Below are 14,199 nucleotides of genomic sequence, written 5' to 3' on the forward strand. Positions count from 1 at the left end.
GCAAAATGCCCCGGCGAGTATGCCCGGGCGCTAAGAGATAGCTCACATATAGGATTCGATGGGAAAGTCCAAAGGGAAACAGGTCAGGCCAGCGCGACCCCAAGCCCGACCTGCTCATCAAGATGGCGAATTGCTGCTTCAACTTTTAGCAGGTGAACGGCATCCAGGGGAAGAACAGGGCGCGGGGGCGCGAGACCCGTCAGGCCGACATGGGGCGCAATCGCGTAATTCACGCGGAAGCTGCCGAATTCCCGAAAAAGCGACCAGAGAGGTTCAAAGCCAGCTTCAAGCCGCATCACCTCCGCCCGATCTTCCGCTATGGCGGCCCGCGCCAAAGCAACGGCGGGCACCGGCAGCATCCCGGCAATTACGCTGAACCAAGCATCCGCACCAGCCAGCAGTGCCTTGGACGCCTCCCAATCCCCGCTGTAGCCGATCGTAAAGCCCTCTGGCAGGCGCGCGCGGAGCGATCCGATCTCACCGCGCACATCGCGCGAGGCGGGAAAGGGCATTTTCACAGCAACGACGTTAGGAAGCTCCGCCAGTCGGCCAATCAGCTCCTCGCTGAAAGTAAAACCAGTGGTCGTGGGATTGTTGTAGATGCAAATCGGCAGCGACGTCGCCGCGCTCAGATCGGCGAAGAGGCCATGGACTTCGGCACTCGTGAGTCGCTGATATGAAACCGGTGCCAGCAACACGCCATCCGCGCCGCCCTCTTCGGCATCACGCGCAAGGGCCGCGGCGTCTTGCGTGCCCATCGCCCCCACCCCGACGATGAGCGGAACCTTGCCGTCAATGACTTCGGAGGCGACCCGCAGGACCCGGCGTCGTTCCTCGGGGGTGAGGTAGACGTAACTTCCGGTGCTGCCCAAGAGTCCGACGGAATCAGCGCCGGCCGCCACAATACGTTCAAGGAGGATCGCCAAGCGCTCGGGGCGCAAGCGAAGCCCCTCGTCGCTTGGCGTCATCGGAAAGGCGGAGAGGCCGCGAAACAAAGCGGCCCCTTTCGTGCTCACTTGCACCGGCCTTGTGCTTCTTCCAACGCTGCGGTGAAGCCAAGAAGGGAGAAGGTGTCCTGCGTCTGGGTCCCACGGGAGGACCGCGCCGTCAGCACGGCTTCTGCCCCGCGCTTCATCGCCGCGACCATTTTGGCATCTTCTGCCGGCGACGTGGGCCAAGCCCATCCCACCAATTCGCCGCCCTTGTCGCGAATGTTTTGGGTGAACATCTCAAATTTCGTTCCACCGATATCGACCGTGACATTGGACCCGTCCGCGAAGGGATATCCGCCGGTGAAGGTGACCTGCCCCTCGGCCCCGGCTTCGGGACGATAGAAGACGAACAAGAGGATGTCTCCACGGCTCACCGATACGACGTTGCCGTTGCGGGTGTTGACCGTCTTTTCCGGTGCCGACACGCTCCAGCATGCCTTGGGGGTTTCTTCCATGAAGACCGCCCAATCGGTCTTGGCGGCGACTTGGTTGTCGCTCTGCTGCGCCCCAGCGATACTTGCCTGCAACCCAATGGTCGCCGCGACCACCGCACCTGCCACTCGTGACATCATGTGTCCTGCCTCCGCTGCCTTGCCTCAAATGTCGGGCCCGGCGCAGATATGCCGTTTGGCCCCTTTGCTCATTGCCATCGTTTGAATAGCCTGAAACACCGGAACTGGAAAAGGGCGATTGGCAGAAAATTGCCGAGCACGACGGAAAGGTGGCACATGACCGATTCAGTACCCCTCGTAGAACTCTGGCGCGGTGAATTTCTCGAGAGCGTGCACGCAGGCCATGCCGTGATAAGCGATGGCTCCGGCACCGTCGTGGAGGCTTGGGGGAACGCGGATGCGGTCATCCTGCCGAGGTCATCGGTAAAGATGATCCAAGCGCTTCCCCTTGCGACATCTGAGGCGGGACGAGGGCTGTCCACCCGCCAACTCGCCTTTGCCTGTGCTTCACACGATGGTGCCGCCCTCCATACAAATCAGGCCCTCAAGTGGCTGGAGGATTTGGGCCTTGCAGAGAGCGATCTTCGTTGCGGCCCGCAATTGCCCGCCGACCACAAGGCACGGCGCGATTTGATCTGTTCGGACGGTGCGCCGAACCAGACCCACAACAACTGTTCGGGGAAACACTGCGGGTTCCTGATGCTGAATCAGCACTTGGGCGGCGATGCAGAGTATGTCGACCCCTCCCACCCGGTTCAGCGCGCCGTTCGTGACGCTTTCGAAGAGGTTACTGGCGAAAACAGTCCCGGCTTTGGGATCGACGGATGCTCCGCCCCGAACTTCGCGACGACAATGACCGGACTTGCACGGGCGATGAGCCGGTTTGCCTCAGCCCGCGAGGGCTCCGGCGCGATGGCTGACGCCATGGTACGGTTGCACGGCGCCATGGCGCTTCATCCCGACCTCGTGGCCGGCGAGGGCCGCGCCTGCACCGAATTGATGCGGGCGATGGATGGGCGCGTTGCAATCAAGACCGGTGCAGAAGGTGTCTATACTGCCATGATCCCCGAGAGAGGGCTTGGCATAGCGGTAAAGATCTCCGACGGCGCTACCCGCGCGGCCGAATGCGTCATCGCGGCGCTACTGGTTCGGCTCGGGGTTCTGGCCCCGGATCATCCCGCGACCTTGCGGAGAATGGATGCCCCCCTCGTCAATCGGCGGGGGATCGACTGCGGTGCGATCCGCCCTGTGCAGGGCCTGTGGCCCTAGGCTGCAAACTCGTCGCGGGAATAGCCCTGTAGATAGAGCAGCGCCGACAAATCACCGTGGTTCACCCGCACGGCGCACTGTGCGGCAACGCTAGGCTTGGCATGCAGAGCCACACCCAATCCCGCCCGGCCGAGCATCCCCAGATCATTGGCGCCATCGCCAACTGCAATCACATCGGCGGGACCAATTCCAAGGTGTTCCGTGCTCTCGACCAACGCAGCGACCTTGGCATCGCGCCCAAGGATCGGCTGGGCGACCTCTCCGGTCAAGTATCCTTCTTTGACAAGGAGCGTGTTTGCGCGGGTCTCATCGAACCCGAGGGACGCGCCCACATGAGCGGTGAACGCTGTGAAACCGCCGGAGACGAGTACGCACCGCGCGCCGCGCGCCTTCATAGTTCCCAACAGCGCCCGCCCGCCGGGCATGAAGCTGATGCGCGTGGCAAGCACGTCGGTGATGATGCTCTCCGGCAGCCCCTTCAAAAGAGCGACCCGCTCGATCAGGGCCCCTTCGAAATCGAGTTCACCGTTCATCGCGCGGGCCGTGATCTCCCGCACCTTCGGGCCCACGCCCGCGACCTCGGCAAGCTCATCGATGCACTCCTGCTCGATCATCGTGCTGTCCATATCCGCGAGCAACAGGCGCTTGGCACGGCCCTGCCCGGTCACGATATTCAGGTCGATCCCCTGCCCGTCCAGTTCGGCGCGAACCGTATCGACATTGCCGGGGACCGCGCCGATTGCGAATTCGGCGGCTTCATCCGGCGCGAGCCAGATCAGATCACCGCCTCCCCACGCATTGCGCAGCGCCTCCGCCATTGCAGGGGCAAGCTCGCCGGGTCGCGCGATCATTGAAACCATATGCATGGGGCATCCCTTCCTCGTCACATCGCGGGACGATAAAGCACGCGCTCCGCGTCAGGACCAGACCCTGTGCAACATTCCCGCGTAGACCCTCTTGCAACCTGACCACAGTTGCGGATAAAGAGCGCCCCACGGACAGTTGGCCGAGTGGTCGAAGGCGCACGCCTGGAAAGTGTGTAGGCGGGAGACCGTCTCGAGGGTTCGAATCCCTCACTGTCCGCCACCTTTATCTCTGTTCCTCTTACCGCATACCTGCTCGCGCCCAGCGGCGGGGCGTTAAACTCGGCTGCACGGCTGAGGATGTAAACCAAGACCGAGCGCTAGAGAGATTTTCGATCCCAGTTCGAAGTGACATGGGCGCACCACCATGTGAACTCGTGAAGCGCCCACCGCCAACAGCCTCCGCTACACTCCCCTGACTTATCTATGCGGCACATGCTACCGGCAGCGCGGGTGTCGATCGCCAAGCGAACGCGCGCGATACTGTGCCGTCTATAGATTGCTCGCGCTTTTGTGCGCGTCTCGCGTCGCGCCGCGCTGGCATTTGGTAAACATTGCGGCGTATGGCATCACGGCATTCTGGTGCACAACCGCGTTGCCATCATGCCTAAACCGACACTCACGCGTCTTAAGAATTTTCGACGGAAGTGCCATGGGGCGGCGTTAAATGCCAGGTTTCAGACCGCCCTCAGGCGGAGATAGGTATTTGTCCGTTGCGAAAATTCGTCCTACTTCCCGTGTCACTCGGCATCTTGGTCGTCGCATACTTTGTGACTTTCGGCCTCCCGGATCAGGTTTCTCGTCTGATTGGGATCGCCACTGAGGAAACGGCTTCGGCGGACGGCGCGGCACAGGGCCGCGAGGGGGCGAGCCAGGGCCGGATCGCGCGGGCAACATCGGTGGTCATGGAACCGCTACAGTCCAGCAGCTATGCCCTGACCTTGCGCACCGTCGGCAACGCGACCTCGGCTCAGCGGGCCAACGTGACCATGAGCGAAACCGGCGAGGTGGTTGAAACCTTCCTGGAGGCGAATGCCGAAGTCGAAAAAGGCGATATCCTGCTTCGGCTCGACGATCGGACCCAGCATCTCTCGCTGGACATTGCGCAGGCCGAACTGGATCAGGCGCGGGATACGGTCGAGCGCTACCAAGCGCTTCAGGCGGGCGGCAACCTGACCATTACCGGCGTAACGCTGTCCGAGGCAGAGGTCGCCCTGCGGCTGGCCGAAGCAAACGTCGGGATGGCGGAACTCGCGCTCGAAGAACGCACCGTACTTGCGCCGATCTCCGGACGGCTGGGCCTGAGCGATGTGCAGGTGGGCGATCTGGTGTCCTCGGGCGAGGTCATCGTGACGATCGACGATTCCACATCACTCGTTGTCGAGTTTGAGGTGCCCGAACGCTCCATCGGTCTGCTGTCTGTCGGAAAGACCGTCCTTGTGGGAACGCCGACCTATGCAGGGCGCGTATTCGAGGGTCAAATCACCGCCTTCGATAGCCGGCTGGACAGCGTCACCCGAAGCGTGACCGTCAAGGCCTCCATCGACAATTCCGACAAGTTGCTCTGGTCAGGCATGACCTTTCTGGTGCGCATGATCGAAGAAACCGCTCCCCTCCCCTCCCTCCCGGCGACCGCCGTCACTTGGGACAGATCCGGGGCGGGTATCTGGGCTGTCGAAGATGGTCGCGCGATCCGTCATCCAGTCACCATCCTCTACCGCGAGGGCGATCGCGTCTGGCTTCAAACCGAGATTCCTGAGGGAACACAGATCGTCACAGAGGGCGCGTCGAAGCTACGCGAGGCCTCGCCAGTTACCGATGCCGATGCTCCCGAAGGTCCGAGCACATGAGTCTGGAACGACAGGCCCGAAAGGCCGGGTTCGCGGATATCTTCGTCGCCCGCCCGATCTTTGGCATTGTACTGAATCTTCTGGTCATCATTGCGGGTCTGGCGGCCCTGAGCAGCGTTGATGTGCGTGAGATGCCCGATGTGGATCAGCCGGTCCTATCCGTCCGCACCGATTATGAGGGGGCCGTCCCCTCCACCGTGGATACCCAAGTTACCCAAGTGCTGGAAGACGCGCTCAGCGCGCTCGAGGGGCTGAGCTATATCGAGTCTGAATCCGCGTCCGGGTCGAGCCGCATCACGATCGATCTTTCGGACGGCACCGATGTAGACGTAGCGGCCAACGAGGCACGAGAGATTGTCTCGAACACAATGAGATCGCTGCCGGACGATGTGGATGATCCAACCGTCTCCAAAAGCGACAGCAACTCCGACGCGATCATCCGGCTCGCTCTTTTGGGTGACGCGAGTTTTGATGAACTGACCCGCCTTGCGGAAGGTGCCGTCTATGAAAAGCTGTCAACCATCGACGGCATCGCCGAAGTTACGGTGCGTGGCAATCGGGCAAACGAATTCCGCGTGACGGTGGATATACCGTCGCTGATGAGCCGGGGCCTTACCGTTTTCGACGTCAATCAGGCCCTCTCGAGCCTGCGAGACGATACGCCTTTGGGTGAACTGGAAAGCACATCCCAGACGCTCGCCCTGAGTGTCGGCAATGAAGACGTCACGGTCGATACCATCAAGTCCTTGCGGATCAACGCCGCCACGTCGATCGCGGACGTGGCCTTGGTCCAGCTGTTGCCTGAAGAAAGCACGGTTTTCACACGGGTGAACGGACAGTCTGCCGTGAGCCTCGATATTACGCGGCAATCCGTCGGGAATACGCTGGATATTTCACGCGCGGTCAGTATCGCCGTGGAGGAACTGCAAGCGCAATTGCCTCAGAACGTCCAACTGGTCACGACCTCCGATGATGGTATCTTTATTGAAGGGTCCATTCAGGAGGTGGTCAAATCCATCCTGCTGGCCACCTGTATCGTGATCGCTGTAATCTTCCTGTTTTTGCGGTCAGTCCGCGCGACGCTTATTCCCGCGGTTACGATCCCCGTCGCGCTCATCGGGACGTTGGCGGCAATCTGGCTCGCAGGGTTTTCCGTCAACACCATCAGCCTGCTCGCCATGGTTCTGGCCACTGGCATGGTGGTGGACGACGCTATCGTTGTAATCGAGAACATCGTGCGTAAACGTAAAAGCGGCATGGGCGCCTACGCGGCCGCGGCGGCGGGTACGAACGAAGTTTTCTTTGCCGTCATCTCAACTACCGCCACGCTTGCTGCGGTGTTCATTCCGATTTCCTTTCTGCCCGGCCAAGCTGGCGGCGTATTTTCCGAGTTCGGCTTCGTCCTTGCCTTTGCCGTTACGCTTTCATCCGCCACGGCTCTGACGCTCGCGCCCGTGTTGGCCGCTCTTCTTGATCCCGGAAAACCCGGGAAAGGAGCCCCGATCGAGCCTGCCCCTCCGACCCGCTTTGCACGCGGGTTTGATGCCGTGATGGATTGGGCGATCAGGACACCGCTGTTTGTCTTGGCCGTTGCGATTGCTTTTGCGATCATCGCGTTTGGCGCTGCCTCCTCCCTGCCGTCCGCTGTGACCCCCTCGGAGGATCGCGGGTTCTTTCTCGTGCAGGCGCGGGGCGCTTCCGATACCACCGTGGACTATCTCGACGAACAGGTTGCCCAGATCGAGGAAATCCTCGCCCCGTATCAGGACCGGGGTGAAATCAGAACCGTGCAGAGCATCGTCGGCATTGGTGGCGGCACCAGCGCCTTCATCATCGTGCGCCTGCCCGACTGGCAAGAGCGTGATTTTGCACAGCAGGATCTGATCACCAAGATCAGCGGTCAGCTCAACTCTGTCCCCGGTGTTCAGGTCAGCGCACGCTCAACCAACTCCCTCAACATTCGCGGGGCGGGCAGCGGCCTTGGACTCGCGGTAACGGGCACCGATATTGAAGATATCACGGCGGCCGCGGATGCCCTCGTCGCGGCGATGAGTCAGGATCCGACATTCCTGAACCCACAACTGTCGAACGACAGTGTGGATGCCCAGTTGGAGGTAACCGTGGATGACGACGCAGCCAATGACATGGGCCTGTCTCCTTCCGAGGTCACGTCCCTGATCAGCGTCTTGGTTCGCGGAAACGAGGCCGTGACCGTATTTCAGGATGACACCGAAATCGCCGTCAACGTCGTCCCGGGCGGCCCCCCGATCGATGATCCCTCAGACATCGAATCGATGTCCATACGGCTCGATAACGGCTCTTTCGTGCCCCTTTCCACACTCGCAACACTGGAGACCGTAGTCAGCCAGGCCCAGATCGAACGGCACGGCGGCGCACTCTCCGTGGCGCTGCAGGCCAACCTCGGAGCGGGCGCGGACCTGTCAGATGCGATGAGCCGGGCGCAGCAGATTGCACAGGAGGTTCTGCCAGAGGGGATGGCCCTCATCTTCACCGGTGAGGCCGCGACACTCGATGAGAGCAACTCCTCCATCTACGTGGTGTTCGGGGTTGCGCTTCTGGTGGTGCTGCTTGTTCTTGCGGCGCAGTTCGAAAGCTTCGCCAGCGCAGTAGTCATCATGATGACAGTGCCCTTCGGCCTCGCCGCTGCCATTCTTGCGATTTCGATCACGGGGGGATCCCTGAACTACTACAGCCAGATCGGCCTCGTGATGCTGATCGGGGTGATGGCAAAGAACGGTATCCTGATTGTCGAATTTGCCAACCAGCTCCGCGAAGCCGGAGAGGATATCGACACCGCCATTCGGAGCGCACTGCGCTTGCGCATACGTCCTGTGATGATGACGATGGTCTCTACCGTCTTTGGCGGCCTCCCGTTGGTGCTCACCTCCGGCGCAGGGGCGGAAGCGCGCGTCGCCGTGGGCTGGGTCATCGTCGGTGGGCTTGGGTTTGCCACGGTTTTCACGCTGTTCCTGACGCCGATCTTCTATCGCTGGATCGCGGTCTGGGGTGCCGAACCCGGCGCGGCCGCCAGCCGCCTGCGCGCAGAGACGGAGCGGCAAGCCGCGCAAATTCCCGCCGAATAGCGCACGGGACTATGGCGGCTCGTCCCCGATCGGGCCGCCACCTTACCGGTCGGCATGTGGTGTGAAACCCTGATGCTGAATCGCTGGGCGACCACTGCTTGGCCGCCGGCATCGCGATCCGGCTTATCTTGCCTTCTCTCCTTGGCTACACGATGATGAAGTGCGGCCGGGCGATGGCGTCGCCAGCACCTTGGTGCGTTGCCGCAATCTCTTTCCTGAACGCCGGGACCTTTCTTTGCTGCAGGCATCGCGGGGCAAGGCTGGCTCCTTTGATGCGACAACAGCATTCGGATCTAGGGAGCCATGCAATGGATCGTCCAGAATTTCTCAGATTTCACCAAGGGGAAAAGGTACTCCCCTTCGCGCCGGCGGAGTATGAGGCGCGCCTCTCGACGCTGAGAGCAGAAATGAATGCGGCCAACGTTGATGCCTGCGTTTTCACGTCGATGCACTGCGTCGCTTACTATAGCGGCTTTCTCTACTGCTCGTTCGGAAGGCCATACGCGCTGGTCGTAACCCCATCTGAATCCGTCACCTTCAGCGCGGGGATCGACGCGGCCCAACCGTGGCGTCGGTGCCACGGGGACAACATCACCTATACCGACTGGCAGCGAAACAACTATTGGCGGGCTATTCGTTCCGTCGTCGGGACCGGCAAGCACGTTGGGTACGAAGCCGATCATCTGACCCTCGCGCAAAAGTCGCTTCTGGATGAATTGCTAAACCCCAAGTCAACGACCGACATCGCCCCTGCCGCCATGCGACAGCGCATGCATAAATCCGCCGCAGAGATCGCCCTGATCAAAGCGGGGGCTCAAATCGCCGACGTCGGGGGCTATGCAATCAAGGAGGCAATCAGGGTCGGTACGCGCGAGATCGATGTGGCGATGGCCGGGCGCGACGCCATGGAACTGGAAATCGCCAGACGTTTCCCCGACGCGGAATACCGGGATACCTGGGTTTGGTTCCAATCCGGCATCAATACCGATGGGGCGCATAACCCCGTCACCAGCCGCAAGTTGGAAACGGGCGACATCCTGAGCCTGAATGCCTTCCCGATGATCAACGGATACTACACTGCCCTCGAACGCACCCTCTTCGTCGGCACCGTCGATCCCGCGAGCCTCGGCATCTGGAACGCCAATGTCGCGGCGCATGAATATGGGATGAGCCTGCTGAAGCCGGGCGTGAGTTGTGCGGAGGTCACCGAACAGATCAACGCCTTCTTTGCGGAGCGTGACTTGCTGTCTTTCCGAACCTTCGGCTACGGGCATTCATTCGGCGTCCTTTCGCATTACTACGGGCGTGAAGCGGGGCTTGAACTGCGCGAGGACATCGACACGGTTCTGGAGCCGGGAATGGTGATCTCCATGGAACCGATGCTGACGATCCCCGAGGGCACTCCGGGCGCGGGGGGCTATCGGGAGCATGATATCCTCGTGATCACCGAAGACGGCCATGAGAACATTACCGGGTATCCCTACGGTCCGGAATTCAACGTGATCTAGGAAAGCGCGTGAGGGGGCAGTGCCCCGTGCCCGGCCGTTAATTGTCGTTTTCTTCCAGCCGGTTGTATCGGAGCATAGCTTGCCATACGCAAAAGGCCACGCTCAGTGCGTGGCCTTTCTCGAATACTTGGTCAGAACTGTCTGGGGGGCCGGGCTACGCGTCGCCGCCGATGCCGGTAGCGGCGCGTAGCGCCACCAAATCGGTCTTGATGTCGACAGACAGCCCGCTTTCCTCTTGGGGGGCGGGTGTCAACGTGATGCGTCGGATCAGCGCCGACATGTGCTCGTTGGCTTGAACGACGGTTTCGGGGCTCCCCAGGAGAGCTTCGAGTTCCTCAAGGGCCTGCGCAAAGAGCGCGGGCATGTCCGGAGCCGAGCGCGCCTTGGCCGCCTCGCGAACTTTTAGGCTCTCGAGATGGGCTTCCAGCGCCTTGCCCTCGGCTTTCAGCTCCTTGTCGCGCTCGCTATAGTCCGCGAAATCAGCACCGCCTTCGATGGCGGCCATGATGCCGCGGCGCGCTTTCTGGACGCCGGCGAGCTTGCGCGCAGTTGTCTTCAGGGCGGCCTTCGTGTCCTCACCCTCGAGTTGTTGCATTTCGGCGCGAAACGCTTGTTCGAAATGCTGTATCAGGTCCGGCGCCGACAGCACCTCCCTTAGCTGCTTGAAGGTCTGTCCTTCGATCGCAGCCTGAGCAATGGTCACGCGATTTCCACAGGCATGCTTGCGCGCCTCGCGGCATCCAAAGCGGTACTTGCCGACTTTCACGTAGCTATGCCCACAGGAGCCACAAAACATCAGACCCGACAGCAGATGCTTCGAACGGCGCGCCGACTGTGGGTTGCCCGAAACCCGGGCGCTGCGCGTTCGTTTTGCAGCTTCTGCCTGCGCCGTGTCCCAGACCTCCTGCGGAACGATGCGCAGGGCCTCAAACACCTTCACCTCGGCGTCTTTGGTGGGGAATACCGCCTTTTCGCCCGTCTCGGGATGGTAGCGTCGTCCGATTTTGCAGACTGACGCTTCACCTATGTAGAGCCGGTTGTTCAGGATGCCTTCGTGACGCGCCTTGTTTCCCCGGATCGTCGAAGCATCCCAGGTGCCGCCCCGCGGCGCCGGGATGCCGTCCTTGTTGAGGGCCACAGCGATGGACTTGGCGGAATGGCCCTCCGCGGCCTCGCGGAATATCCGACGCACGATTTCGGCTTCGGCCGGATCGACCTCGCGGTTCAGGCCTTTGTCGGTTTCAATTTTCCGATAGCCATAGGCACTGGTATGCAGTCGGCCGCGGGTGAGGCCGCCCTGCATGCCGCGCCGTGTATGCTCGCCGATCATTTCGGAGAACTGCTGCGCGGCATAGCTCCGAAGCAGCACGTTGACGAAATCCTGTGGGCCCTCGTCGAGGGAATAGAGTTCGACACCGCCAAACTGCGTCAGGTCGAAGAAATTCAGAGAGTCGACAACGCGCCGTCCGAGGCGGTCCATCGCTTCGACGATGATGATGTCGATTTCGCGACGCACGAGGGCTCCCTTCAGCTCAATCAGGCCCGGGCGACGCATGTTGCGGCCACTCATCTCGCCATCGGTAAAGATGGATACGAGTTCGTAGTTCTGGGCAGCGCAGTATTTTTTGCCTTTAGCGATCTGGTCCTCGAGCGAAGTCGGCTGTTGCAGTTTGGACGAATAGCGGGCGTAGAATGCGGCGCGCTTCATGGCTGCGCACTCCGAGAAGACGGTGCGCACGTCAGGTTCGCCGGCTCGATGGCCTCAGCAAGACGGCGCGCCTGGCTGCGCGCGAGAAGCCCGATGAGGCCGGTGATCGCGAGAGTGGCATCGCATGAGGGGCCAACGTCATTCGCGGCGAGAAGGGTGAGGGGCTTGGCATTGGTCATTGGTCTTGTCCTTTGGGTTCCGCCACGCTCACGGCGTGGCGAACAGGAGTTCGGTTCATTGGCGAAGAAGCGGAAAAGCTATGGTTCCGAGGGTCATGTGAGCTTCGACATCGTCAGAAGCAGAGCGATCCATCGGAGCGCCGGGCGCATGTCAGGTCCTTTTGTGTCGGCCACTCCAATCGGTGGCAGACGGAAAATCGGACCTCGGTAGCGATGACGTCGGAAGTTTTTCGATGGGGTGCAGATCTCCCCTCCGCCGTGCGCCCCATGACTAAATTCAGCTACAATTCAGTCAGCAGGAGCGCCGCGTGAGCCAGAAGAAGAATGAGGATCGCCACGCGGACGACGACATTGGGGCGGCGGCGAAAACAGAGGCGGCTCCGCCGGATGAAGTTCTTCATGAGAAGCTCCATGTCAGAGGTCAGATGGCGCGCCGGCGTCCTCGTAGCAGCGAAGGAGTGGTGATCATCACCGGCGCGCCGAACGACGGGGGATCCAATCCCGGCGCCCGGGGGCTTTGCGGCCCCTCAAGGAACGGCGCCCGAACGGGCGCCGTCGGTTTACTCGGCCTTGATCATCCGAATGCTCAGCCTGATCGCCTCGGCGAAGTCGACCGCCCTCCGGGCGGCCTGGTGCAGCTGCTCCAGACGCGGCAGCGCTGCTTGAAGCGCTTCCGCCTCGGGCGTGAGCCGCCGGTGCCGGTCGAAGGCGACAGAGCATCCGATCAGGCGCTCCGGAGGAATCGCGACCTTTTCCTCATATGTCCCGGCGGTGATCTCCTGGCGGGTTGCCCCGATGGCGTGATCGAGAACTGAGGGGAGGCTGCTGTCGATCCCGGTCTCCTCGTCGAGAAGCGCGATCACTTCCTCGACTGCCGCACGGGCGTCAGCCCCGACATGCGGCAGGACCTTGCTAGCCAGGTGCCGCGACATGCCAGGCCGCAGCTCGAGAACGACACGCACGAGTTCGACCTGCTGCTCGACCAGCGTATTCGGCGGAAGCGCGGTCATTGCTGCACCGCCTTCCGGGCCGCGGCCCCGCGACGCGGGGTTCGGCGCTCGGCCGTAAAGCTGTGCCCCCGCGCCACGGCCGCCCGGGACCGGCGCTCGGCCCGGCGGTCGGAAGCAATGTCGCGCTCCGCATGGATGCGGCCGCGGACCGCGTTCATCGCCGTGAACGGCGCCCCGCTGATGCGCCCGAGCACCGCCGAACCGGTGGCCCCGCACACGGAGAAGCCGCTGTGGTTCAGCGGAACGAGGAGCCGGCGCGCGCCGACGAAGCGGGTGGGCTCGTTGAGCCCCGCCGCGAGGTAGTCCGCCCGGCGACGGACATGCACCTCGTAGCCGATGTTGGACCGGCGCCGGGAGGTGGTGCCGTAGGCGAGTAGCGCGTAGCGCTTGCCGCCGTGCTCCTCCAGATCGAGCACGAGGCAGGGACGCGCTTTCGGGCGTCCGCTGTGGCCCTCCTCGGCCAGCGGGAAGCGGAACGAGACGATGTCGCCCGGGGTGATGAGATCGCGCCAGGCCGGCGTCATGATGAGGGTCGTCTGAATGCAGTCGAGCATTGTCGGTGTCCTTTGAATGGTTGGTGTCCGACGCGCCCGATCTTCTCCCTTCCTATCGGCCGGGCCCGTCCGTCGTGCGCGTCACAAGGCGCGCGCACGGCGGAAGGGGCTGGCCCTGCTCCCCTGCGTCGTCTTCCTGCGTGTGCTGTCGGGGAGAGCGTCGAGAGGGTGTCCCTATCGACCTCGTCTGGAGACGAGCAGAGATGGGCTCGGGAAGAGGTGCGGAATGCGCTTCCCGGGAGCGGGGGAGGTTCGGAGGCGAGCGCGGAGCGGCATCCTCCGGGAGCAGGGGGTGTTGGGGGAGTGCGGAACGATGACCCGAGCCTGTCAGGAGACGCCAGGGGGTGCAGGGGGAGTGGCGAACGACGACCCTGTCCTGGGTGTCCAGAGGGGCGGCGCGTCTTCTGGTCCGGCTGAGGGCCCCTGGCGGGTTCGGGAGGGCGGAGCGCCTCCCGAGCGGCGTGTCAGCGCCGCTGGGGTCCGGGGGCGTCAGCCCCCGGCGAACGGGTAGCCCGAGCACAAAGGCCCGAAGGGCCGACTGCGCGGGCTACTTAGTGAGTAGACAGGGAGGCGCAGCTATCGCTGCCGCAGAACTCTCCGACCAAGGTTTCCGCACTAGAACGGCCGCTTCGTTTGCCTGGATCGATGTTCAAATCCGTTTCCCGGTCGGCGGGGTAGATCGGACTAGACTGGCCAAGCCGGATGTGGGT

General features: G+C 62.3%; 11 protein-coding genes and 1 tRNA gene. 5 read left to right on the forward strand and 7 right to left on the reverse strand.

The annotated features are described in order from the left end of the window. Positions 1–83: 83 nt before the first annotated feature. Both BM234_RS06265 and BM234_RS06270 read right to left on the reverse strand, forming a co-directional pair. Positions 84–1,016, reverse strand: a complete 933-nt coding sequence (locus tag BM234_RS06265) for a dihydrodipicolinate synthase family protein (protein WP_092061948.1) — start codon at positions 1,014–1,016, stop codon at positions 84–86. Then, on the reverse strand, positions 1,013–1,564 hold the full coding sequence (locus tag BM234_RS06270; protein WP_092061951.1) for an invasion associated locus B family protein: 552 nt from the start codon (positions 1,562–1,564) through the stop codon (positions 1,013–1,015). The genes BM234_RS06265 and BM234_RS06270 overlap by 4 nt, the downstream gene beginning before the upstream one ends. A 156-nt stretch (positions 1,565–1,720) precedes the next feature. Here BM234_RS06270 and BM234_RS06275 point away from each other — a divergent pair, with 156 nt between their 5' ends. Further along, positions 1,721–2,713 (forward strand): asparaginase, encoded by a 993-nt coding sequence (locus tag BM234_RS06275; protein ID WP_092061954.1) that lies wholly within the window; start codon positions 1,721–1,723, stop codon positions 2,711–2,713. On the opposite strand, the gene serB is transcribed toward BM234_RS06275, so the two are convergent. Next, positions 2,710–3,579 (reverse strand): phosphoserine phosphatase SerB, encoded by an 870-nt coding sequence (gene serB, locus BM234_RS06280; RefSeq protein WP_092061957.1) that lies wholly within the window; start codon positions 3,577–3,579, stop codon positions 2,710–2,712. The genes BM234_RS06275 and serB overlap by 4 nt on opposite strands. Positions 3,580–3,709: 130 nt before the next feature. On the opposite strand from serB, the gene BM234_RS06285 reads away from it, so the two are divergent. From BM234_RS06285 to BM234_RS06300, 4 genes are all read left to right on the forward strand, one after another. Beyond that, positions 3,710–3,799: transfer RNA gene (locus BM234_RS06285), tRNA-Ser, on the forward strand. Positions 3,800–4,289: 490 nt separating this feature from the next. Next, positions 4,290–5,426: an efflux RND transporter periplasmic adaptor subunit gene (locus tag BM234_RS06290; protein ID WP_092061960.1), complete on the forward strand. Its 1,137-nt coding sequence runs from the start codon at positions 4,290–4,292 to the stop codon at positions 5,424–5,426. After that, a complete protein-coding gene (locus tag BM234_RS06295) occupies positions 5,423–8,530 on the forward strand; it encodes an efflux RND transporter permease subunit (RefSeq protein ID WP_092061963.1) in 3,108 nt (1,035 codons plus the stop codon). Before BM234_RS06290 ends, BM234_RS06295 begins: the two co-directional genes overlap by 4 nt. A gap of 308 nt (positions 8,531–8,838) precedes the next feature. Next, entirely contained in the window at positions 8,839–10,038 is a 1,200-nt protein-coding gene (locus tag BM234_RS06300) for an aminopeptidase P family protein (RefSeq protein ID WP_092061966.1), read from the forward strand. Positions 10,039–10,192: 154 nt separating this feature from the next. Here BM234_RS06300 and BM234_RS06305 read toward each other — a convergent pair whose 3' ends face one another. From BM234_RS06305 to BM234_RS06320, 4 genes are all read right to left on the reverse strand, one after another. Continuing rightward, complete coding sequence (locus tag BM234_RS06305) at positions 10,193–11,746, reverse strand: recombinase family protein (RefSeq protein ID WP_092061969.1); 1,554 nt, start codon at positions 11,744–11,746, stop codon at positions 10,193–10,195. After that, entirely contained in the window at positions 11,743–11,925 is a 183-nt protein-coding gene (locus BM234_RS06310) for a hypothetical protein (protein ID WP_092061972.1), read from the reverse strand. Before BM234_RS06310 ends, BM234_RS06305 begins: the two co-directional genes overlap by 4 nt. 560 nt (positions 11,926–12,485) lie before the next feature. After that, entirely contained in the window at positions 12,486–12,935 is a 450-nt protein-coding gene (locus tag BM234_RS06315) for a hypothetical protein (RefSeq protein ID WP_092061975.1), read from the reverse strand. Continuing rightward, complete coding sequence (locus BM234_RS06320) at positions 12,932–13,489, reverse strand: hypothetical protein (protein WP_092061978.1); 558 nt, start codon at positions 13,487–13,489, stop codon at positions 12,932–12,934. The genes BM234_RS06315 and BM234_RS06320 overlap by 4 nt, the downstream gene beginning before the upstream one ends. Positions 13,490–14,199 lie beyond the last annotated feature (710 nt).

This window comes from Poseidonocella pacifica (assembly GCF_900111875.1).
GTDB lineage: Bacteria > Pseudomonadota > Alphaproteobacteria > Rhodobacterales > Rhodobacteraceae > Poseidonocella > Poseidonocella pacifica.

What these genes read in the sequence shown, in the direction of transcription:
- BM234_RS06270 (WP_092061951.1), bottom strand. Translation starts at nt 1,564, where the DNA reads ATGATGTCACGAGTGGCAGGTGCGGTGGTCGCGGCGACCATTGGGTTG.
- BM234_RS06275 (WP_092061954.1), top strand. Translation starts at nt 1,721, where the DNA reads ATGACCGATTCAGTACCCCTCGTAGAACTCTGGCGCGGTGAATTTCTC.
- serB (WP_092061957.1), bottom strand. Translation starts at nt 3,579, where the DNA reads ATGCATATGGTTTCAATGATCGCGCGACCCGGCGAGCTTGCCCCTGCA.
- BM234_RS06295 (WP_092061963.1), top strand. Translation starts at nt 5,423, where the DNA reads ATGAGTCTGGAACGACAGGCCCGAAAGGCCGGGTTCGCGGATATCTTC.
- BM234_RS06300 (WP_092061966.1), top strand. Translation starts at nt 8,839, where the DNA reads ATGGATCGTCCAGAATTTCTCAGATTTCACCAAGGGGAAAAGGTACTC.
- BM234_RS06305 (WP_092061969.1), bottom strand. Translation starts at nt 11,746, where the DNA reads ATGAAGCGCGCCGCATTCTACGCCCGCTATTCGTCCAAACTGCAACAG.
- BM234_RS06310 (WP_092061972.1), bottom strand. Translation starts at nt 11,925, where the DNA reads ATGACCAATGCCAAGCCCCTCACCCTTCTCGCCGCGAATGACGTTGGC.
- BM234_RS06315 (WP_092061975.1), bottom strand. Translation starts at nt 12,935, where the DNA reads ATGACCGCGCTTCCGCCGAATACGCTGGTCGAGCAGCAGGTCGAACTC.
- BM234_RS06320 (WP_092061978.1), bottom strand. Translation starts at nt 13,489, where the DNA reads ATGCTCGACTGCATTCAGACGACCCTCATCATGACGCCGGCCTGGCGC.